The organism is Porphyromonas bennonis DSM 23058 = JCM 16335 (genome assembly GCF_000375645.1).
Lineage (GTDB): Bacteria > Bacteroidota > Bacteroidia > Bacteroidales > Porphyromonadaceae > Porphyromonas_A > Porphyromonas_A bennonis.
Genome location: NZ_AQWR01000001.1, coordinates 67,983 through 91,514 on the forward strand (window position 1 = coordinate 67,983; position 23,532 = coordinate 91,514).

At 54.3% G+C, this 23,532-nt stretch carries 11 protein-coding genes and 1 tRNA gene; 9 read left to right on the forward strand and 3 right to left on the reverse strand.

The window, feature by feature from the left end:
* The first annotated feature begins 3 nt into the window (after positions 1–3).
* Positions 4–6,012 (forward strand): T9SS outer membrane translocon Sov/SprA, encoded by a 6,009-nt coding sequence (gene sov / locus B088_RS00250; protein WP_018106397.1) that lies wholly within the window; start codon positions 4–6, stop codon positions 6,010–6,012.
* Here the strand turns inward: sov and B088_RS00255 are convergent.
* From B088_RS00255 to B088_RS00265, 3 genes are all read right to left on the reverse strand, one after another.
* Positions 6,009–6,485 carry an Lrp/AsnC family transcriptional regulator gene (locus tag B088_RS00255; RefSeq protein WP_018106398.1) on the reverse strand — a complete coding sequence of 159 codons (477 nt, stop codon included), beginning with the start codon at positions 6,483–6,485 and terminating at the stop codon, positions 6,009–6,011. The two genes, sov and B088_RS00255, sit on opposite strands and share 4 nt — an antisense overlap.
* Positions 6,486–6,881: 396 nt before the next feature.
* Positions 6,882–8,072 (reverse strand): TlpA disulfide reductase family protein, encoded by a 1,191-nt coding sequence (locus B088_RS00260; protein WP_018106399.1) that lies wholly within the window; start codon positions 8,070–8,072, stop codon positions 6,882–6,884.
* Positions 8,073–8,087: 15 nt separating this feature from the next.
* Positions 8,088–10,310 (reverse strand): trypsin-like serine peptidase, encoded by a 2,223-nt coding sequence (locus B088_RS00265; protein WP_025081438.1) that lies wholly within the window; start codon positions 10,308–10,310, stop codon positions 8,088–8,090.
* A gap of 428 nt (positions 10,311–10,738) precedes the next feature.
* On the opposite strand from B088_RS00265, the gene B088_RS00270 reads away from it, so the two are divergent.
* The 8 genes from B088_RS00270 to mreB all read left to right on the forward strand — a co-directional run bounded on the left by B088_RS00270 (position 10,739) and on the right by mreB (position 23,496).
* Positions 10,739–12,622 (forward strand): amidophosphoribosyltransferase, encoded by a 1,884-nt coding sequence (locus B088_RS00270; protein ID WP_018106401.1) that lies wholly within the window; start codon positions 10,739–10,741, stop codon positions 12,620–12,622.
* Positions 12,623–12,648: 26 nt separating this feature from the next.
* The gene (carA, locus tag B088_RS00275; RefSeq protein ID WP_018106402.1) at positions 12,649–13,731 is read left to right on the forward strand and encodes a glutamine-hydrolyzing carbamoyl-phosphate synthase small subunit; all 1,083 of its coding nucleotides are present in this window, start codon (positions 12,649–12,651) and stop codon (positions 13,729–13,731) included.
* On the forward strand, positions 13,728–16,955 hold the full coding sequence (carB, locus tag B088_RS00280; protein WP_018106403.1) for a carbamoyl-phosphate synthase (glutamine-hydrolyzing) large subunit: 3,228 nt from the start codon (positions 13,728–13,730) through the stop codon (positions 16,953–16,955). Before carA ends, carB begins: the two co-directional genes overlap by 4 nt.
* A 269-nt stretch (positions 16,956–17,224) precedes the next feature.
* On the forward strand, positions 17,225–18,832 hold the full coding sequence (gene pckA, locus B088_RS00285) for a phosphoenolpyruvate carboxykinase (ATP) (protein WP_018106404.1): 1,608 nt from the start codon (positions 17,225–17,227) through the stop codon (positions 18,830–18,832).
* Between the two features lie 256 nt (positions 18,833–19,088).
* Positions 19,089–19,161: transfer RNA gene (locus B088_RS00290), tRNA-Pro, on the forward strand.
* Between the two features lie 382 nt (positions 19,162–19,543).
* A complete protein-coding gene (locus B088_RS00295) occupies positions 19,544–20,839 on the forward strand; it encodes an L-serine ammonia-lyase, iron-sulfur-dependent, subunit alpha (protein WP_025081439.1) in 1,296 nt (431 codons plus the stop codon).
* Positions 20,840–20,882: 43 nt separating this feature from the next.
* A complete protein-coding gene (gene purH / locus B088_RS00300) occupies positions 20,883–22,457 on the forward strand; it encodes a bifunctional phosphoribosylaminoimidazolecarboxamide formyltransferase/IMP cyclohydrolase (RefSeq protein WP_018106406.1) in 1,575 nt (524 codons plus the stop codon).
* Between the two features lie 19 nt (positions 22,458–22,476).
* Positions 22,477–23,496 (forward strand): rod shape-determining protein, encoded by a 1,020-nt coding sequence (mreB, locus tag B088_RS00305; RefSeq protein WP_018106407.1) that lies wholly within the window; start codon positions 22,477–22,479, stop codon positions 23,494–23,496.
* Positions 23,497–23,532 lie beyond the last annotated feature (36 nt).

The following is a 23,532-nucleotide window of genomic DNA, read 5'->3' on the forward strand; positions in this document are numbered from 1 at the left end:
CTGATGAAGGGTCGTCTCCTACTCCTGCTCTCTGTGCTCGGACTGCTCGCTCCTATCTCAGCAGCTGCCCAGCTGTCGGGAGATAGTGCGATGGTCACACCCCCTCAGCTCAGGGTCACCTCCAGTGGCTCGATCACTCTCTCTGTGGGACAGTCTACGATATGGGAGGACAATCCTCTCCTCCCTCAGGCCTACCGCAAGAGATCTGTCCCTCTCCTGGAGCATCAGGGTAACTTACATACCAGTGTACGCTACGGCGATCGGCTCTCTCTCGACCTGGACTATAATACCGATCGGGGGCTGAGCTCATCCAAGAATAGGCTCCGACTGGGCTATAAGGGAGCAGAGTATGAGCTCCTACAGTCACTGCAGGCGGGTAATATCAACTACAGGAGCCACAACCCTCTGATCTCGATGCCATCTAATCTCTTCGGGGTCACGGGGGACCTCTGGATCGGTCCGCTGCAGTTACGCTTCCTGACCTCTATAGGGAGGGACAACGTCAGGAGGATGACTGTCAGAAGAGGGAAGCAGATCTACCCCTTCGAGCTGAAGAGCTCGGACTATGAGGTCAATAAGCACTTCTTCCTCTCGGAGTTTTTTGCCCAAAAGTACGATGATGCGCTAAAGAGGCTCCCCCTCGTCTCGAGCGAGATCAAGATCCTTCGGGTCACTGTCTGGATGGAGTCGGATAATACCTCTGACAATGGTGGTCGGGTGCATAAGGTGACTGCTTATACTTCTCTGAGCAAGGAGGCTGAGACACCCCCTGAGGGGCAGGGCTCCGGTAATGAGGTAGAGATCCCTTATGCCGTACGCCTGGATGAGGAGAGCTATGAGGTCAATCGCCTCCTTGGCTTTATCTCCCTGAAGTTCCCCATCGCCGACACGAAGAGACTCGCCGTCGCCTATGAGTATCAGTATCAGGGGCGGATCATACGTGTCGGGTCCTTCGATGCCGATCCATCCGGTAAGATCTCGGCGGCTCTCCTGGTAGACCGCGATAAGTCTCCCGCCTCGGAGCTCTGGCCTCTGATGATGAAGAACGGCTACTCTATAGGTGGATCAGGTGGTCTGACGGGGTCGGATGATCTGGAGGTGAGGCTGAGCTATGTCGAGCCCTCTACCGGGGTGCCGACAGAGATGACTCCGTCCGGTGAGTCCTGGATGAGATGGATGGGATGGGACCTGCAGGATAGCAGAGGGGTGGGCGGAGTCAGTGATGGGAGGTTTGACTATATCCCGGGTGTGACCGTGAGCGAGGAGATGGGAACCGTTTTTCTCCCCCGGAGAGAGCCATTCAGATCCCTTCCCCGGGGGTACAAGCCCTACGAGAGCCTGTACGTGGAGAGTCGGACAAAGGCCAGGGAACGGCAGGATCTGGATCTCTTTAGGATAACTGGTGCGGTCTCCTCCAGGTCAAATGGTTCAGTCCGGATCGGTCACCGCATCCCTAAGGGGAGCATCACCGCAGTGCAGGGCGGTCGGACACTGATAGAGGGGTCCGACTATCAGGTCGACTATGATCAGGGGGAGCTTACCATACTTAGCTCATCGGAGGAGCCGGTCGAGCTCTCCATCCCGCTGGAGTCGCAGACGGAAATTAAGCGGAGGTCCCTCTTCGGCGTAGAGGCTGAACTGTCACTGGTCTCGCACCTTACCTTCGGAACCAGTCTGTACGGTTACGTAGAAGATAGCGGGGAGGAGAAGATGAGTATCCAGCAGGAGGATCTCCGTAATACCATCCTGGGGGCTCACCTCTCCTACGATTACAGCTCCAGGAGGCTCTCACAGAGGCTCGCCGGGATCAGTCAAGTGTCGCCCGATCTCCCCACTTCGCTCAGGGTCAGGATGGCGTACGCTCATCTGATCTCAGACTACAATACTTCCGGCGAGCGAGGTCAGATTGTCATTGACGACTTTGAGGACGGGGGTAGTGCCGTCGACCTTACCTCGTCTCTCAGATGGCAGCTCTCCTCCTCTGGTGAGAACGACGCCGATCACAGAGCCCATTTGGCATGGTTTAATGTCGACCCTCTCTTGGTAAGGGACGGAGCCCCCGGGCAGCCAGTCAGTCTCGCCCGTCGGCAGGATATGAGACGTCTGCCTCTGGTGAGAGAGTATCGGATGGAGGAGCTCTTCCCGAGACGGGACCTCAATCAGCTGGGTACGCAGTTTATTCAGATGCTTAACTTGTCCTACTATCCTGATGAGCGTGGTCCCTATAACTACCGTACCGAGGGCTGGGTCGAGGGCGCCAAGCTCAGTCGGGCGACTGACAACTGGGCTGCCATTGCCACGCCACTCGAGGTACAGGATCTGGAGAAAGAGCGTATCACTTCCCTTGAGCTATGGCTGCTGGATCCTTACTACTCCGGACAGGATGTCCCTGAGGGAGACCTGCTGATCGACCTCGGCCACTTCTCTGAGGAGATCATACCGGACGGTGCACTGGACTTTGAGAGCAGTCTTCCGACTGTGACCACTCCCCATGGGCGACGGGCAGAGTCAGTCCCGCCGGTTCGCTCCTTCTCCTCGGATGGTATCGAGAGTCAGGATGTGGGACTGGATGGAGTTTCTTCCGGTGAGGAGCAGGAGCTATTTGCTGACTATATCAGCTCGCTTCGGACTGTCATTGACCCTGACGCTTGGACTATGGGGGGTGTGACTCTCCCCGGCTCTCCGCTGGAGGATCCCTCCGGGGATGACTACCACTTCTACCTCGGAGAGCGGTGGGATCGTGCTGAGGCAAGCATACTGGAGAGGTATAAGTACATCAATGGTACGGAAGGAAACTCGCTCCCAAGGCTCATCCAAGGGCGTCCGGCGGCGTGGACCGACCTTCCGGACACTGAGGATCTCGATGGAGATGGAGTACTGACCTCGAGAGAGAGCTTCTTCCGCTATCAGCTGTCGCTCTCCAGAGAGGAACTTCAGCCTGGTGGCAAGTGGTACACTGGCGAAGTGGTGGTCCGTGAGGATGGCAGTCAAACCTCAAGATGGGTCAAGCTTACCATTCCGCTCTCAAAGTATGATGCCACCATGGGAATACATCCCAGCATGCAGGACATCAGTGCAGTGCGACTCACCCTGAGGCGCTTCAATCAGCCGATTCACCTTAGATGCGCTGCGATTAGGCTCGTTTCTTCCCCCTGGCAACCTTACACCTCGACTATAGATCCCGATCGGACCAATGCGGAGATCACCCTCCAGACCCACAGCCTGGAGGAGGACTCGGGTCGCTCTCCCATACCGTACGTTTCCCCGAGGGGTGTGGCAAGAGACAGACGTCCTGGGGTGCTCTCACGAGTGAGATACGATGAGAAGGCGCTGGCGATCTCGATTCCGGATATGGCAAAGGATGAGACAGCGGCAGTCTATCGAGCTACCGACCTTGACCTTCGGCACTATCGACAGCTTGTCCTCTATACTCATGCTGAGGGAGAGGTGAGGGATCAGGATTTGGAGCTTTTCATAAGGGTGGGGTCGGACTTTTCGTCCAATTACTATGAGTACCGCCATCCTCTGCAGGTGACGCCGCGGAGGGACTATAGCAAGATGAGTAATGGGGAGCTGCAGGATGTCGTCTGGCCCACCGCCAATGTCCTCCAGATAGACCTCAGCGAACTAATAAGTCTGAAGGAGGAGCGGGAGTCGTTTGCCGGTGAGGATCGAAGTCAGGTATACTCCCGAGGGAGAGTCTCACTGCGGGGATACCCCTCCCTGGGTAACGTGACGGCGATACTGATAGGCGTCAGAAACAAGAGTGGCAGGAGGGTATCGGCAGAGGTCTGGGTCAATGAACTGTCGGTATCCGGCGCAGGGCAGATGTCGGGCGGTGCATGGCTAACCGATGTCAGCGCCACTCTCTCAGACCTCGGGTCAGCGAGCCTTAAGGTAGGCAGTCAGAGTGCAGGCTATGGAGATATCAGGAGTGATGTGAGGCTTCAGAGACCGCTTTCTCACACCTACTTCGATCTTGAGTCAATTATTGAGTTAGGTAAATTGCTGCCTAAGCGGTGGGGAGTAGAGGCTCCGGTCAGATACACGTTGCAGGAGAATAGAAGTACCCCCCGCTATGATCCCTATGATACGGATCGGCCATACAATGGAGGCGAGCCGATATACTATGAGCACTCCGATCGTCTAAGCCTGAGTAACTGGAGAGTGAGACCGGAGAGTAGTACCGCAGGCAATAAGTCCGACCTCACTCTCTCTTACGACTTAGCACATCATCGCCGACGAGATCCGCAGACACTGGATCGGAATAGTCGGCGCATGCACTCCACCATCGACTACCTCAGAGAGAGCGGCACCGGAGACTATGTGCGTCTCCACAGTGGCTGGAGCCGAGTCTACGACTCCTCCCTCCTGCCTACGCCTGGCGAGGAGAAGGAGCACTCCACTCAGGTCTATCGCAACTGGCTCTGGGATCGATCTCTCGGGGTGAAGTGGTCCCCTGTGACCTTCGGCTCGGTCACGATCCACAGCAACACACTCGCACTCGTTGACGACACCCCATCCAGCATTGAGCGTCGGGACAAGGACCTCTCCTTCCGCCTATTCTCCGAGCAGATATTACGCTCCATTGCTACCCTCGGTACGACAGACAGGTATCAGGGCAGGTATACCCTCTCTCTCCACACCCCCATGATGCGTCATCGGCTCCTCCGTCCGGCTTATGCAAGTCTTACTTACAGTGGGGATTACTCCTGGAGAAGAGGTGTGATCGTGGGGGAAGAGAGTAGCGGGCACACGATCCGAAACGATGGCCGGATGGATCTCCTCCTTAGATACAACTTTGGTCAACTGGCTCCTCAGGGAGATAGTCGTAAGAGTCCCGGTGAACTGCAGGTGAAGTATGGTCGCTATGGAGGAAGTACGATCCCGGGCTTCCTACCGGAGGCAGGCAAGGTCTTCGGGGTGGGGCATCTGGAGGGAGCGATCTCTCCTACGCTTGGGTATATGCTGGGGATAAGCGACTTTGCTGAGGAGATCAATCATGCGATGAGATCCAAGTGGGTCAAGGAAGATCCCACTCTTAGTCGGCTCCCCTCCTACTTCGTCAAGGATGACCTTGCCTGTGAGCTGCGGCTTCGTCCACTCAGTGGCGTGACCGTGGATCTATTCCTCAGCCAGGTCCGAAGTCGCTCCTATATATGTAGTGGCGTCAGTGGCGATGGGGCAGATATGACAGGGCGGCTCAGGATGTCTACCATTGGTCTTAGGAAAGATGCTACTGCGGAGATCCTGAGAGACTTGGCGAGTGATAACGATAGGGATAGGGCTATTGGACTCTTTAGATCGCACTACCTCGTCAGTCCCAAGGAGCAAAAGGGGCTCCCCTCGTCGCTTAACCTTCTTCCTAATTGGCTCATCACGCTGGATCTCGCTTCCCTCTCCGATGCGATCCGGTCTGTGACACCGCGCCTGGTCGTCAAGCACCAGTATCAGGGGTTGCTTGAGTTGCCTGACTACCGACTAAGAAGTGATGCCACTCCTGAGAGTCCATACGATCTACAGACGATCACCACTTCGGACCACTTTGGTCCTTTGATCGGCGTAGACGCCACAGTCGGTAAGGGGCTCACGCTCTCGGCCGCCTATATCCTAAGCAACTCCCGATCTCTCCTGATCGAGAGCCTGAGACTCCTCACACAGACCGACCGACGTGGAGATCTCTCCGTCAGATATCAGGTTGCCCTCCCTCCGCTCATCAGATCGGGTATCCCGATACTCTCATCATCGCAGACATCACTAGAGAGCAATCTCAGCTACTCCTACACCCACACATCGATGGAGGAGGCAAGTGTGCGAAGCGAAAGCCAGAGCAGGCTGCGTGGGTTAGACTTACACAGCATGAGGCTCACGCTGGACTACCACTGCTCGAGCAGTCTCTCCATCAGAGGCTTCTGGAGAGAGGAGATAAGAAATCCCTTAGTCACCGGACACCAATATCCCTACCGTAAGTCCTCTTACGGCGTGATGCTGATGCTAAGTCTCCGCCCTTAGTCGATGTCTCGGAGAGGGATGGCAGATGTCTGCTTGACTACCCCGAGCACGAAGACGCTGTCAAGACTGCCGATGCTATCGATCGTACCCAGCTTATTGAGTACAAAATTCTGGTACTCGGACATATCGTGGGTCAAGATCTTCACCATGAAGTCATAGTCGCCGGAAGTGTTGTAGCACTCAACCACCTCGTCAAAGCCAATGATCTTATTCATGAAGTCCTGCCCCATCTCCTGTGCATGCTTTTTGAGCTTAATGTTGCACCATACCTGGATGTTGTTGCCGGTCTTCTCCGGATTGAGGATGGCAACATACTTGCTGATGTAGCCCTCCTGCTCCATCTTGCGCTGTCTCTCGAAGACAGGCGACTGAGAGAGCCCGACACGACTCGCAAGCTCCTTGGTGGTTATCTTCCCGCTTTTCTGGAGCTCTCTCAGTATTTTGATATCAATATTGTCTAAGGTGTAGCTCATATAACTGTTGTCTGCGTGATTGATTAGTGGGTAAGTCTTGTTTCCGAAACAAAAATAAGCAAATCCTCGTCATTTTTAGATATTTCTGCTTGGTCGAGGCATTAAAGTGCTGCGAAACCATTCAACTCATTGCGTTTGATCGGGTGTACACGGAAGTGTCAGTGGTGCAAATATACCATCTCCACCGGAAGAGGTTGTCTCACGGAGTCTCTGAGTGTCTCCTCCGGTCTCTTACTTGCCAAATATGCAGACTGTGAGACTCTCCGTCCGAGGAGCCGAGACTCCACAAGAAAGACGACTCGGGAACATAATTGTCACCTTCTCTGACGTCAAAATAAGAGAGTGTGCCCCTCACCGACTGTTGGGGGGCACACTCTCTTACTGTAGGATGACAGGTTAGAGCAGTCTGCCGAGTAGCCCTCTTACTTCATCGAAGGAGGTTGCTCTTGTCACGATATCTCCCTCGGCATTGATGAGGAAGAGTGCGGGGACTGAGCTTATGTTGTACAGACCGATGAGGGAGGAGTAGACTCCATCCTTGTCCCGGACGTTGTGCCATGGCTGGTTGACCACTCTATTCTTCCACACATAGCTGTCTGTGTCGAAGCTGACCTGATAGACCCTCAGACCGCGCGGAGAGTAAGTCTCGTAGAGGCTCGCTATCTGGCTCTGGTACGCCGTGCTCCAGTCTGTGTCCATAGAGGTAAAGCTGAGGAGGGTGACGTGTCCATTAGCAACATCTGAGAGACTGATCTCCTGACCGTCGAGGCTGGGAAGGGTGATATCGAAGTACCCGATGTGGCGCACATCCTTACTTGGCAGAGAGTCCACTTGGGCGATCTCCCTGGCTGCTCTCTCCTGCTGCCGCACGACAGCGATGGAGCGGAGGGCGAGGTTGTACAGATGATCTCTACGCTCACTATTGGGGTAGAAGGTGTCGTAGACATTGGCGACAGCTGCAAAGATCCTGGAGTCCTTCTTGTCGTAGATATTGAAGATAAGGTTACCGTCGATCTGCTGGAAGAGGGCGAAGTAGGCAACCGGAGACTTGGGGTCCTCAAAGATTACCTTCTGGGCGATGTCCTTATAGCTGCTTAGGATGCTGTCTCGGTTCTGAGCAAAGTCTGCATAGGAGATACTACCGGCATCGTACTTCTGTACCAGATGCGACATAGCGACATTAGCATCCAGCTGAGCCAGCCAGACATGCTTGATCTTCTCGGCCGGTATAGAGCCCTCCACAGTGTAACCAGTGGCAAAGCTCTGTGCGTCGCTATTGATTGTGATCGTCTCTATGGAGTCCACGCTGAAGGGGATCACCTGCTTGTCGAGCCTGAGACGATAAAACTCGGGATACTCAGGGGCATCTGCACTCATCTTATACTTGCCTCGCTCGTCTAGGACGACCGAGTCCAGAGGATCTATCGAGGAGAGACCCTGATGCTCCAGATAGAGCGTCTTGCCGACGGCGCCGGTGACAGTCCCTTGGATCCTAAACTCACTCTTGTTGCCTCCGCAGGAGGAGAGTAGTAGCAGGATGCCAAGTGTGAGGGCCGAGGTAAGTGAGGTAAAAGACGTATTGCTCATTTTTATGCTGTAGTGTTAGTTGGCAGGGAATAGTGCTTTTATGGATAGTTGCTCGCTACCCGCAGTGACATGGATGACTACGACGCCGAGACCCTCCAGCATCCGTCTGTCGAGGATGGTAGACTTGGAGGGTAGGGTGGCGGTGTAGACTTTCTGCCCTGAGATGGTGTAGATACCTAGCTCTGCCGTCTCGCTAACTCTGTCGGCGAGCTGCAGGAGGATCTGTTCAGGGGAGGTGCTTGTGAGGGAGAAGAGAGGGTAGAACCGCTCTGTCTGATCCTCCTCAGGGTCCCCGATAAGGGGATCCATCCAGAGGGCAATTGTCCCCTTGGTCAGTGTCCTGGGAGTCCACTTGTTGCCCGACTTGATCATCATCTGACCTCCTGCTCCACTGTACTGCTGATGGAGGATAGAGACACCCTTAGGCAGTGACTGTGTCGTGATAGCCAGGATCAGCTCTCCCCGCTCGGACAGCTCGATCGGCTGCGGGAAGGAGACGAAGACCTCTCGATACTTGAGATTATCCTGTCGCGAACTCAGTGTCCCCTGAATGATCTTGCTAAGATCCACCGGGATAGTCGCAGCGGGGCTCTCACCTCCAGTATAGACCTCCAGGGTCATGGATACGTCTTCGCTCCCTATCTCATTAGGCTTTACATGAGACATATCCAGCATGACATAAGCTCCGTAGAGCTGGGTGTGTGGCTTCAGTAGGTAGTGCTCACCGACGGCGTCTGCATCACCGAGGATCACCTCTGAGCTCAGCTGTGCTCCCTGACTGGAGAGTGAGTCTCCGGACAGGGCAGAGGAGACATGAGTGATACGACGTGCGCGGCTCCTGGGAGATCCGTAGGGGTCTCGTCCGTCGCAGGTAAGCGTGCCTGACCCTCTTGGGGATAGCGCACGGACAATGTTCTCGGTCGCCTCTCTCTTCTGCTCCCAGACATTGGCGAGAGAGAAGAAGTAGTCGGCTGACTTGACGCTACAGTAGGATTTCCCGGCTGACAGTCCGCCCATGACTCTCTGAGCTCTGTCGATGAGCGGTGATCCCGAGGATCCGGGGGCGGTGGTACCCACGTCCCACGCCGGCACTTCGTAGTGCATATGGTCATCGAAGTAGTGTTGGTCAGTCTCACAGGTGACGTTGACCTTCACATTTCCATTGTAGTAATTGACCCTCTTGGTCATCGCATAAGGGTGGTGGAGATTGATGTAATTGCCTCCCGGATGCTTCTCCGCCGTCCATCCCATATAGTAGGGACGATAGCTCTCGGGAGGTACGTTATTCAACCGGATGAGGCAGGCATCGGTTGGTTTGTCGAAGCCCACCACAGTGGCCCCGCTCACCGACTGCGTAAGGTCAGGCATCACCTCTCCGCTGCAGGATGGGGACTCATAATTGAATATTGCGACCGTGCGCTCCGCCTGTTGCTCTATATTCATATGCTTGAAGTTGACAGACAGCACGTGTGCGGCAGTGAGGAGGTAGGGCGTATTCCCCCCCTCGGTATTACTGACCATGGTGCCACTGCCGACCCCTTCGCCATTGATGACCACGACGACTACGGCTCGCTTCATCTCATCCAGTCCCGGCATACAGACTACCTCAGGGGTGCAGGTGAGAGCATCGCTCGCACGACCAAAGTTGGAGCCAAAGGTGGCGCGCAGGTTGAGTGGTCGGATGCCGTGATTGACCTCCCTTAGCCTTAGCGACGGACTGCTGCCCGCGGGTGCCTGGATCTCGATTACTACGTCATCTGTCTCAATCGGCTGCGTAGCGATGGTCCCGGAGCGACTGATATTCTGAGCACCATATCCTCCGAGGACCTTACTGCCGTCGTCTGTGTAGATGAAGAGCAGAGATCCCTCCGGCAGGCTCACACGATCGAAGAAGAAGCTCAGACTCAGCGCACCGGGCGATGTGACCCTATACTGCCACACTTGTCGTCCATCGCTCAGTGTGGAGTGATGTCCCGATCGGATCAGGTCGATATCCGTCTCTTGCTTGTGTGCAAAGAGGTAGAGCCTGAGAGACGCCTTGTCCGCTGCCTCCATCGCAAGCAGAGCAGAGTCTCTGTCAAATGTGCCGAGTCGAGACACAGGCAGGTGGAGCATGCTCCTCATCTTTACCTCACCCCCTAACCCTACAGGACTGGAGCCCGGTGTGGCAATCTGCGCAGAGCAGACTGCAGAGACGAGGAGGGCTACTCCGGCTATTATATAGGTACGTAGTCTCATATCGGCACAAAATTACCTATTTTTTAATCTTCATCCGATATATTGGGTTTGGTGGTCCTCACACCTTGGACGGAATTTATTTGGCGGGCAATAACGGCACATGCATTCTCATCTACCGGCACAGGCATTAGGGCGAATACCACTGATGCGGGAGTCTCTGGGGGGGGGTGTGTAGCACAAGCCTGATTTTCAGTGGGTAATGGTCCGACACTTCTAATACCGGTATTAGAGCTATCTATTACCGGTATTAGCTTCGACTAATACCGACTATAATAATCACTACTACCGATATTAGTCTGAGGGGATCCGTGGGCAGGGTGGATTTGCTCTGGAAGAGCTTGGGAAAGGAGAGTAAAGTGGCATTATTTTCTCTACCTTTGCAGCATAGTAAGTAGTCTAAAACAATAAAGCGCCTCACATATATAGGTATGGAGCAACTAAAGCACGAGTGTGGAGTGGTACTTATCCGACTCCGGAAGCCTCTCGAGTATTATTGGGAGAAATACGGCACCAGACGCTATGGTCTCAATAAGCTCTACCTGATGATGGAGAAGCAGCACAATCGTGGACAGGATGGAGCGGGTGTCGCCTGCGTCAAGCTTCAGGCTCCTGTGGGTACGGAGTACCTCTACAGGGAGCGGGCTCTCGGATCGGGAGCTATCTCTGAGATCTTTAATACCATCCACCACTCCATCGACGAGGCAATCTCTGACGAGGAGGCGGACGACCGCTTCTACGCTGAGTCGGCCCCCTATATTGCTGAGTGCTACATGGGTCATCTCCGCTACTCCACGACTGGGAAGTCAGGGTTACAGTACCTCCAGCCGGCGCTGAGACGTAATAACTGGCGGGCTAAGACGCTCGCCATGTGTGGGAACTTTAACCTCACCACAGTCAAGGATATATTCAAGTACATTACCGCTCGCGGACAGCATCCTCGAGATACCTCCGACACTCGCGTGCTCATGGAACTCCTCGGTCACCGTCTCGACCGAGAGGTGGAGCGCCGCTATGCAGACAGCTTGGCAAAGGGGCTCCAGGGAATGGACATCACGGAGGATATAGAGGATCATATCGATGCGCTGCAGCCTCTGAGGGAGTGCGGACCTATGTTTGACGGAGGCTATGTCCTCTGTGGTATGACCGGTAGTGGCGAGATGTATGCGGTGCGCGACCCCTGGGGCATCCGTCCCGCCTATTACTACTATGACGATGAGATCTTCGTAGTCGCCTCCGAGCGGCCTGTGATCCAGACAACGCTCAATCTCACCTTCGACAAGGTGCATCAGCTCGAGAGAGGACAGGCCATTGCGATCGATCGTAGTGGAGAGAATGTCCATCTGGAGCAGGTGATCGAGCCGCAGGAGAATAAGGCGTGCTCCTTTGAGCGAATCTACTTCTCGCGTGGTAGTGACATCGATATCTACCATGAGCGGAAGGCTCTCGGGAGTTTTGTTGTGCCGGAGATCCTTGAGAAGGTGGACTATGATCTGGACAATACGGTCTTCTCCTTTATCCCCAATACCGCCGAGGTGGCTTACCAAGGGATGCTTCAGGGACTTGAGGACTACCTCGACCGACGTAAACAGGAGCTGCTGGAGATGCCGGAGAATAGGAACTCGGAGAGGATTCGCGATATCCTCCGGAAGCGCATCCGCTCGGAGAAGGTGGCGATCAAGGATATCAAGATGCGGACCTTCATCACCGAGGGGGCATCACGTAATGAGCTGGCTGCTCACGTGTATGATGTTACCTATGGCTCTATCCGTCGTGGTGAGGACAATCTCGTTGTGATCGATGACAGCATCGTCCGCGGGACGACCCTCAAGGAGAGTGTCATCCGCATCCTCAATCGACTCGGACCGCGCAAGATGGTGATCGTCAGCTCCGCTCCACAGATACGCTACCCGGACTGGTATGGCATCGCCATGAGCCGGATGGAGGAGTTTGTAGCATTCCGCGCTGCCATCTCACTTCATAAGGAGCGGGGTATGGAGGATCGGATCAGCGAGCTCTATGAGAGGATTAAGTCCCTCATGGGTAGTGAGGAGGTGCGACGAACTAATTTCGTCAAGGAGATCTACGAGCCCTTCACTGTCGAGGAACTCAATCAACAGATGATCAAGCTGATGCGACCCGCTGAGGTCACTTGTCCGATAGACATTGTCTTCCAGAGTATCGAGGGTCTCCACAAGGCGATCCCGGACAATCCAGGGGACTGGTACTTTACCGGAGACTACCCGACGCCGGGTGGTATGCGCTTAGTTAATCAAGCCTTCATCGACTATTTCGAAGAGGACTACAGAAGATAAGAGATACACGAAACCATATAGCGACCATGAAAAAGAAAGGTAAGCTCATCTTACAGGACGGGACCTGCTACGAGGGGACTCTCTTCGGTGCCACTGATAAGAGTGTCAGCGGAGAGGTTGTCTTCAATACCAGCATGACCGGCTATCCCGAGGCACTCACCGACCCCTCCTACATGGGTCAGATGCTTGTCTGCACATACCCGATCATCGGCAATTACGGATTCCCTCCGGAGGATGTAGATCCTGCCACCAATCTGGCTCTCTACCTCGAGAGTAGTGAGCTACACCCGCTGGCTCTCATCGTCCACGACTACACTGATGACTACTCGCACTGGAATGCCGCAGAGTCTCTCTCAGATGCTCTCGAGCGTCATGGTGTGGTCGGTCTCTCCGGTGTCGACACGCGGGAGCTCACCAAGGAGATCCGTGACCATGGTCCGCTCATCGGTAAGCTGGTGGTGGATGATCAGGATATAGACTTCTTCCAGACTGACGAGGTCAATCTTGTCGCTGAGGTCTCCACTCCTGAGGTGATACATTTATCCAAGAGTGGTGCCAAGCGAGTGGTCCTCGTAGACTGTGGCGCTAAGGAGAATATCGTCCGGATGCTCCTCGACCGGGATGTGGATCTTACGATTGTTCCCTGGGACTACGACTTTACCGGGATGGATTATGATGGTCTCTTCATCAGTAACGGTCCGGGTAATCCGATGCAGTGCACCGCCCTCATTGACCATGTACGACAGGTCATTGAGAGCGGTGAAAAGCCTATAGGGGGAATCTGCATGGGAAATCAGATCATGGCGCTTGCCATCGGTGCCAAGGTAAAGAAGATGAAGTTTGGTCACCGCTCAGCCAATCAGCCGGTGCGTCTCTGTGGCACTGATAAGTGCTTTATCACCAGCCAAAATCACGGTTTCGCCGTAGACGGCGACACACTGCCAGCCGGCTGGCGTCCCTACTTTGAGAACCTCAATGATGGCTCCAACGAAGGTATCATCCACGAGTCCGGGAGGTACTTCGCGGTCCAGTTCCATCCCGAGTGCCACGGAGGCCCGATGGATACCGAATTCTTTTTTGATGACTTTATTAAGCTCCTAAACTCGTGAACGTAAAGAAATACAAGAAGATCCTCCTCCTCGGGTCCGGTGCCCTCAAGATCGGCGAGGCGGGCGAGTTTGATTACTCCGGATCTCAAGCCCTAAAGGCTCTGAAGGAAGAGGGAATCCATACTGTCCTCGTCAACCCCAATATCGCCACGGTGCAGACGTCGGAGGGAATCGCTGATACGATCTACTTCCTCCCCGTCACTCCGTACTTCATTGAGAGAGTGATCAAGAAGGAGCGTCCCGATGGCATTATGCTCTCATTCGGTGGACAGACTGCACTCAACTGTGGTGTGGCCCTCTATGAGAAAGGGATCCTCAGGGACTATAATATAGAGGTTCTCGGAACTCCTGTCCAGGCGATTATGGACACTGAGGATAGGGAGCTCTTTAGCGAGCGTATGCATGAGATAGGTGTCCACACCATATCCAGCGAGGCATGTGAGGACATCGAGCATGCCCGCGAGGCTGCTAAGAAGCTCGGCTATCCCGTCATCATCCGTGCGGCCTACGCCCTCGGTGGTATGGGGAGTGGCTTTTGCGACAACGAGGAGGAGTTAAATGCTCTCTGCGAGCGCGCTTTCTCCTTTTCCCCACAGGTACTGGTGGAGAAGAGTCTCAAGGGGTGGAAAGAGATCGAGTACGAAGTGGTGCGTGATAAGTATGACAATTGCATCACGGTCTGCAATATGGAGAACTTCGACCCGCTCGGTATCCATACCGGTGAGAGTATTGTCGTTGCTCCCTCTCAGACCTTGACCAACTCGGAGTTTCAGAAGCTCCGCGACATCGCCATCCGAATCGTCCGCCATATAGGCATAGTGGGGGAGTGTAACGTCCAGTACGCCTTGGACACCCAGAGCGAGGACTATCGCGTTATCGAGGTTAATGCTCGCCTGAGCCGCTCCTCAGCTCTCGCCTCTAAGGCCACCGGCTATCCGCTCGCCTTTGTGGCTGCCAAGCTCGGTATGGGATACGGACTCCATGAGCTGAAGAATAGTGTCACGCAGACCACTTCTGCCTTCTTTGAGCCGGCACTCGATTACGTCGTCTGCAAGATCCCCAGATGGGATCTCAGCAAGTTTGCCGGCGTGTCGCGTGAGATCGGCTCCAGTATGAAGTCTGTAGGCGAGATTATGGCGATAGGTCGCACCATAGAGGAAGCTATCCAGAAGGGACTTCGGATGATCGGCCAGGGTATGCATGGTTTCGTCGAGAATAAGGAGCTGGTCATTCCGGACATAGACAAGTCCCTACGGGAGCCTACCGACAATCGTATTTTTGTCATCAGTAAGGCTTTCCGAGCAGGGTATACGATCGATCAAATCCACGATCTGACGAAGATCGACAGGTTCTTCCTCCACAAGCTTCGCAATATCATAGATACCGCTGAGGAGCTGGAGGCTCTGTCACAGATCAGCGACATCTCGCCAGAGCTGATGAGGAGGGCAAAGGTGCAGGGCTTCTCCGACTTCCAGATCGCACGTGCGGTGCTCAAGCACACGATCAAGGATATGGATGCAGCCCAGCTGGAGGTGCGAGATCTGCGAAAGAATATGGGTATCACCCCGGTGGTGCGCCAGATCGATACGCTTGCTGCCGAGTACCCTGCCAAGACCAATTACCTCTACCTGACCTACGATGGTCACCGCCACGATATCTCCTTTGAGGAGGGGGACAAGAGTGTGATCGTGCTTGGCTCCGGAGCGTACCACATAGGTAGCTCGGTCGAGTTTGACTGGTGTGGTGTCTCTGCCCTCAAGGCGATCAAGGAGGAGGGCTACCACTCCATCATGATCAATTACAACCCCGAGACGGTCAGCACCGACTACGATATGTCGGATCGCCTCTACTTTGATGAGCTGACGCTGGAGCGAGTACTGGATATCATTGACCTGGAGCAGCCTCACGGCACGATCCTATCGACAGGTGGTCAGATCCCCAATAACCTCGCCATGAGACTCCACCGTTGTGGTTGCAAGGTCCTTGGCACTCAGCCTGAGGATATCGACCATGCGGAGGACAGATACAAGTTCTCCGAGATGTGCGACAGTTTGGGCATCGACCAGCCGGCATGGAGCGAGCTCACCTCATTTGACGATGTCAAGGAGTTTGTCGATAAGGTCGGCTATCCGGTGCTGGTGCGTCCCTCCTATGTCCTCAGTGGTGCAGCGATGAATGTCTGCTCCAATGAGGAGGAGCTTCAGCGCTTCCTCCGTCTTGCCTCGGATGTCTCGCAGGAGCACCCGGTGGTGATCTCCGACTTTATGGAGAATACGAAGGAGATCGAGATGGATGCCGTTGCTGACAAGGGCGAGCTGGTTGCCTATGCGATCAGTGAGCATATCGAGTTCGCTGGCGTACACTCCGGCGACGCCACCATCCAATTCCCCGGACAGAAGATCTACATCGAGACGGTTCGCCGTATCAAGCGCATCACCCGCCAGATCGCCAAGGCGCTCAATATCTCCGGACCTTTCAACGTGCAGTACCTCGCTCGCGGAAATGAGATCAAGGTGATAGAGTGTAACCTCCGAGCCTCACGCTCCTTCCCCTTCGTCTCCAAGGTGCTCAAGATGAACCTCATCACTCTGGCGACGAAGATCATGCTTGGCAAGCCGTACGACAAGCCGGAGAAGAGTGTCTTTGACCTCGACTATGTCGGTGTGAAGGCGTCACAGTTCTCCTTCTCTCGTCTCCAGCGAGCCGATCCTGTCCTGGGAGTGGATATGATGTCCACCGGAGAGGTGGGCTGTATCTCCTACAGTCCCTCCGAGGCACTCCTCGAGTCGATGCTTGCCGTAGGGCAAAAGATCCCTGAGAGAGGCGTGCTGATGTCCACAGGTGGAGCTAAGCAAAAAGTGGATCTCCTTGAGCCTGCCCGCCTGCTGATCAAGCGCGGCCTCAAGATCTATGCTACCGAGGGCACCTGCCGCTTCCTCAATGAAAATGGCGTCCCTGCTGAGCTCTGCCACTGGCCAAGCGACGAGGGTAAGGAGCCTCAGGCGCTGGACCTGGTGCGGGATCACACGGTCGATCTCGTGGTGAATATAAATAAAAACCTCACCCCGAGAGAGCTGACCAACGGCTACAAGCTGCGTCGTGCAGCCATTGATCACAATATTTCCTTGGTGACCAATGCTCGTCTCGCTGCTTCCTTCATTGAGGCATTCTGTGCCAAGGACGTGGATGAAATAGAGATCATGAGCTGGGACGAATTCAAGTAACTCAAGGTCTGGAATAGCACTTGCAAAGGGCATCTAATCACTGATTAGTGCCCTTTGCTTCGTATGGAGGCGGGGGTGATAAAAGAGTAAATTAAATGCAACGGGGTTGTATTGATGAAATAATTCGCTAAATCCTTGGTTAAGCTACTATTTTAGATTACCTTTGTCGTGCAATAAGGGGATGTGAGTGGAGATCAATTACTCCCCTTTGCGGCTATCAGTAGAGTGTAAGAAAGAAGATAAACTTTATACGAACACAACATTAAATTATGGCAAACATCGACTTAAGCAAGTACGGCATCAAGGGTGTCAAGGAGATCATCCACAACCCGTCTTATGACCGTCTCTTCAAGGATGAGACCGATCCGTCTCTCGAGGGTTACGAGAAGGGTCAGGTGAGCGAGCTGGGTGCTGTCAACGTAATGACAGGCATCTACACCGGTCGCTCTCCTAAGGATAAGTTCTTCGTCGTAGACGAGACCTCCAAGGATACCATCTGGTGGGACAGCGAGGAGTATCACAATGACAACCACCCCTGCTCCAAGGAGACCTGGGATGTAGTGCGTAAGCTTGCCACCGACGAGCTCTCTGATAAGAAGCTCTACGTCGTGGACGCTTTCTGTGGTGCTAACGAGGACACTCGCGTCAAGATCCGCTTCATCGTCGAGGTGGCTTGGCAGGCACACTTTGTCACCAACATGTTCATCCGTCCCTCCAAGGAGGAGCTGGAGAACTTTGGTGAGCCGGACTTCGTAGTCTATAATGCCTCCAAGGCTAAGGTGGAGAACTGGAAGGAGCTCGGTCTGCACTCCGAGACCGCTGTTGTCTTCAACCTCACCAGCCGCGAGCAGGTCATCCTCAACACCTGGTATGGTGGTGAGATGAAGAAGGGTATGTTCAGCTACATGAACTACCTCAACCCCCGTCGCGGTATGGCTTCGATGCACTCCTCTGCCAATACCGATATGAATGGCGAGCACACCGCCATCTTCTTCGGTCTCTCCGGTACCGGTAAGACCACCCTCTCCGCTGATCCCAAGCGTCTCCTGATCGGTGACGATGAGCACGGATGGGATGACGATGGTGTCTTCAATTACGAGGGCGGCTGCTACGCCAAGGTGATCAACCTCAGCAAGGAGGGTGAGCCTGCCATCTATGGTGCCATCCGTCGTGATGCACTCCTCGAGAACGTTGCTCTTGACGAGGAGGGTAAGATCGACTTCGCAGACAAGTCTGTCACTGAGAACACTCGTGTCTCTTACCCGATCTACCACATCGACAACATCGTGAAGCCGGTCTCCAAGGCCGGTCACGCAGAGCGTGTCATCTTCCTGACCGCTGATGCCTTCGGTGTACTGCCTCCCGTCTCTCTCCTCGACGACGCTCAGACTCAGTACTACTTCCTCAGCGGATTTACCGCTAAGCTGGCTGGTACAGAGCGTGGCATCACCGAGCCTACCCCCACCTTCTCAGCATGCTTCGGCGCTGCATTCCTGACTCTGCACCCCACCAAGTACGCTCAGGAGCTGGTCAAGAAGATGAAGGCTTACAATACCAAGGCCTATCTCGTCAATACGGGATGGAATGGTACCGGTAAGCGTATCTCTCTGAAGCAGACCCGTGCAATGGTAGACGCTATCCTCGATGGTTCTATCGAGAATGCACCCACGAAGAAGATCCCTTACTTCAATCTCACGATCCCCACAGAGCTGCCCAACGTAGACTCTAATATCCTCGATCCGCGCAGCACCTACGACAGTGAGGCTGCATGGGAGGAGAAGGCTAAGGACCTCGCCGGTCGCTTCATCAAGAACTTCAAGAAGTTTGAGACCAACGACCACGGTAAGTCCCTCGTACCTGCCGGTCCCCAGCTCTAAGCAGCTTACAACAATAGCCTGAGACGCTCCATAAAAGCGCCTCTCGCCTAAGTACTAAGAGATCCCGGCACCGATATATCGGTGCCGGGATCTCTTCTTTTTTACACAGGTATTGCCACGATCTCAGATCGAGACGATTGCTCGAAAGGAGACGACGGTGGTGGATTATGCAAAATCCCGTCAGACCGGACAAAACAGTCGCTTTGGGGCTTGAAGTGTGAGGAAAAAAGTGTACCTTTGCCACCACTTAAGAGTACGGGATGTAGCACAGTTGGTAGCGCGCCACGTTCGGGACGTGGAGGTCGACAGTTCGAGTCTGTTCATCCCGACAGATCCCAGATCGAGAGAGTGTGTTCGCACACTTTCTCGATCTTTTTTATCTCTTCCCGATCAGGGTGAAATCTATTACCGGTAATAGTCGCAACTAATACCGGTAATAGACTTCACTAATATCGGTATTAGATAGAGTGATGAGGATCAGTGTGTTGGGGCTGGTTTCGGACCAGAGTCTATTTCCTTGATATTCAGCTGTTCCTCGCTGTTTTGTCACCGTGCCAGAGACGTACCATTATTGACTGTGAATTGCGGGGTTGAGACCTAATATTCTTTGTGCCCGTTTTGCTTCATGGCTAGTCCGTTAAGTCGTTTAATTGGGCTATCTTTGTAAGGTCATAGAGGGTGTACTCCCTTTCTCACAAGCAACTATCACTCATGGAGACAATTAAATCAATATACAAGATAGGTAAAGGTCCCTCGAGCAGCCATACTATGGGTCCGAGGCGGGCGGCGCTGATGTTCCTTGATCGCTTGAGTGGTGGTACGCCGGCGAGATTTAGGGTGACACTCTATGGCTCTCTTGCCGCTACAGGTAAGGGGCACATGACAGATGTCGCCATTATAGAGGTGCTTGAGCCGGTAGCTCCTACCGAGATAGTGTGGGAGCCACAGACGGTCAAGCGCTTCCACACCAATGGCATGTACTACGAGGCACTGGACAAGGATGACAAGCTCATCGACTCATGGACGGTGTACAGTGTCGGCGGTGGTGATCTTGCCAACGAAGACTTTGATGAGAGTAGAGCGACTGAGGTCTACCCCCATAGTCGGATGACGGATATCCTGGCCTACTGCTTCGATGAGCATCTATCGCTCTGGGAGTATGTGGAGCGATTTGAGGACGCCTCCATCTGGGATCACCTGGGAGAGGCGTGGCAGGTGATGCGATCCGCAGTGGAGCGTGGGCTCGACAATGATAGCATCCTCCCCGGAGGACTCAATCTCCGCCGCAAGGCCGGAGAGTACTACGTCCAGGCCAATAACTACAGCTACTCCACCAAGTCACGCGGCCTTGTATATGCCTACGCCCTCGCAGCAAGTGAGGAGAATGCAGGCGGCGGTCAGGTCTGCACCGGTCCTACCTGCGGCTCGTCCGGAGTGATGCCGGGAGTCCTCTATCACCTCAAGGTCTCCAAGGAGATCCCGGACAAGATGATCCTGAGAGCTATGGCGACAGCGGGACTCTTCGGTGCGATCTGTCGTACAAATGCCTCCATCTCCGGAGCTGAGGTGGGCTGCCAGGGTGAGGTGGGTGTTGCCTGCTCGATGGCTGCTGCAGCCGCCAATCAGCTCTTCGGAGGCAGTCTGAATCAGGTAGAGTACGCCGCCGAGATGGGTCTCGAGCACCACTTAGGACTAACCTGTGACCCCATCTGTGGTCTTGTCCAGATCCCCTGTATCGAGCGAAACGCCTTTGCGGCAGCAAGAGCACTGGATGCAAATGTCTACGCTTCCTTCTCCAATGGCTTTCACCGGGTCTCCTTCGACCAGGTGGTCGAGGTGATGCGTCAGACAGGACATGACCTCCCGAGCCTGTATAAGGAGACCTCTACCGGCGGTCTAGCGACCAGCTACAGAAACCCCATTGCTCGACTCGGTGGGGAGATATCGTACAATAGAGAGGCGGCAGAGCAGTCGGAGGAGGGCCCTAAGTTGTCCTTTTTTATGTAAGTTTGTCTGCTTCTGAATAGAGAATATAATCACGATCCACATAATGACAAGATCAGCAGAGAGTCGCAAGCCTATCCGCAGAGCGCTTGTATCGGTATATCACAAAGAAGGGCTGGAGAAGCTCCTGAGACAACTCGGACAGAGCGGTGTGGAGATCCTCTCCACCGGTGGCACCTATGACTATGTCACCAGTCTGGATCTCCCGTGTACCAAGGTGGAGGATCGAACCGGTCTTCCATCCATCCTGGGGGGAAGGGTAAAGACGCTCCATCCGGTCGTCTTTGGTGGTATCCTGACTCGTCGTGGTAATGAGCAGGATGACAAGGACTGCCGCCGCTTCGACATCGATCCGATAGACCTGGTGATCGTGGATCTCTACCCCTTTGAGGACACTGTAGCATCCGGCGCTTCGCATGAGGACATCATTGAGAAGATCGATATCGGCGGTATCTCACTGATCCGTGCAGCGGCAAAGAATTACTCCGACGTGGTGATCATCCCATCGGCTAAGTATTACGATGAGCTTACTGCCCTGCTCGCAGAGCAGGATAGTGAGACGACACTGGAGCAGAGGAGACACTTCGCACGAGCTGCCTTCGAGGTCTCCTCGTCCTACGATACGGCGATCCATGATTACTTCCTCTCTCTGGATGGTCCGGCAGAGGAGTCGGATGATCTCCTCCCGCAGGATTGTTTTGCCCTCTCGATGGAGGGGTGTCAGTCGATGAGGTATGGAGAGAATCCCCATCAGCGTGCAGCTTACTATGGTAGGGGCTTCGAGGAGCGCTTCGACTATCTCCACGGGAAGCAGATCAGCTACAATAACCTCCTGGACGTGGATGCTGCTGTCCACATGATCGAGGAGATGGACGAGCCTGCTTGTGGCATCGTCAAGCATAATACTCCCTGCGGTCTTGCGGTCCGTGAGACTATACGCGACGCCTACTTGGCTGCCCTTTCGTGTGACACGGAGTCGGCTTTTGGCGGCATCGTGGTGCTCAATAGGCCGGTCGATATGGAGACTGCAGAGGAGCTCCATAAGCTCTTCATCGAAGTACTCATCGCTCCCGACTATAGCAAGGAAGCGCTGGAGTTACTGACGCAGAAGAAGAATAGGATCATCCTGAGAGACAAGATCGGGAAGGACAGGTATCCCCTCCAGTTCCGATCTGCCCTCGGCGGTGTCCTGGTACAGGAGCGTGATACGCTCGTGGATCAAGTAAAGGATCTCACCGTGGTGACTCGCACGACTCCCTCGGAGACTGAGACGAGTGACCTGCTCTTTGCGATGCAGGCGGTAAAGTACTGCAAGAGCAATGCTATAGTCCTCGCCAAGGATCGCCAGATCTTGGGCGCCGGCTATGGTCAGACCTCTCGAGTGGAGGCGCTGAGACAGGCGATCAGCAAGGCAGCAGCGATGGGCTTCTCTCTCGAGGGATCTGTCATGGCTTCTGATGCATTCTTCCCCTTCCCCGACTGCGTTGAGATAGCTCATGAGGCGGGCGTGGTGTCCGTCATCCAGCCGGGCGGGTCGATACGCGATCAGGAGAGCATAAGCTATTGCGATGAGCACGGAATGTCCATGGTGACTACCGGTCATCGCCACTTTAGACACTAATTTTTTACTAAGATATAGGATGGGCTTTTTCTCACTCACAAGGAAATTAGCCGTAGACTTAGGTACTGCTAACACGGTCATCATAGAGGATGGTAAGATCATCATCGACCAGCCGAGCTATGTGACTCTCAATAAGAAGACGGATAAGGTCGAGTGGGTCGGTGCCGAGGCGTATCGTCGCTTCGAGAAGGAGAATAACGATCTCTCCACTGTACGACCGCTTAAGGACGGCGTAGTCGCTGACTTGGATGCCTGCGAGTATATGATCCGCGGGATGATCCGTATGGCGACGACCAAGAAACACTTCTTCCCTACTTCGCTTAAGGTGGTCGTCTGTGTCCCCTCAGGCAGCACGGATGTAGAGATACGAGCTGTGCGCGATGCGGCAGAGAAGGCCGGGGCTAATGAGGTGTACCTTATACACGAGCCAATGGCTGCAGCTATCGGTATAGGCATCGATGTGATGGAGCCTACCGGTAACGTGATCGTAGATATCGGCGGTGGTACGACGGAGATCGCAGTGATCTCGCTGGGTGGCATCGTGAATAATAAGTCGATCAAGGTGGCTGGTGACGAATTCACCAACGATATCGTGGACTATATGAAGGTCCAGCACGGTATCCGTATCGGAGAGCGAACTGCTGAGGAGATCAAGAAGAATGTAGGCTCGGCACTGGAGCAACTGGACGATGAGCCTGATCCCTACACGGTAGTGGGACAGGATCTTGCCAGCATCCTGCCGAAGACAGTGGATGTCAATTACCACGAGATCTCGACCTGCCTCGATAAGTCGATCACCAAGATCGAGACCGCTATCGGTAACGCTCTGGACGATACTGCTCCTGAGCTGTATGCCGATATCTTCAATAACGGGATCTATCTGGCTGGTGGTGGTGCTCAGCTGAAGGGGTTGGATAAGAGACTTCAGTCCAAGTTCCAGATCCCCTTTAAGATTGCTGAGGATCCCTTATACTCCGTTGCCAACGGCACATACATTGCCCTCCAGAACTCAGATAAGTACACACTCCTCTTTAAGTAACTCATACAGGATCCCTCTGGCTGTCAGGTTTGGCAG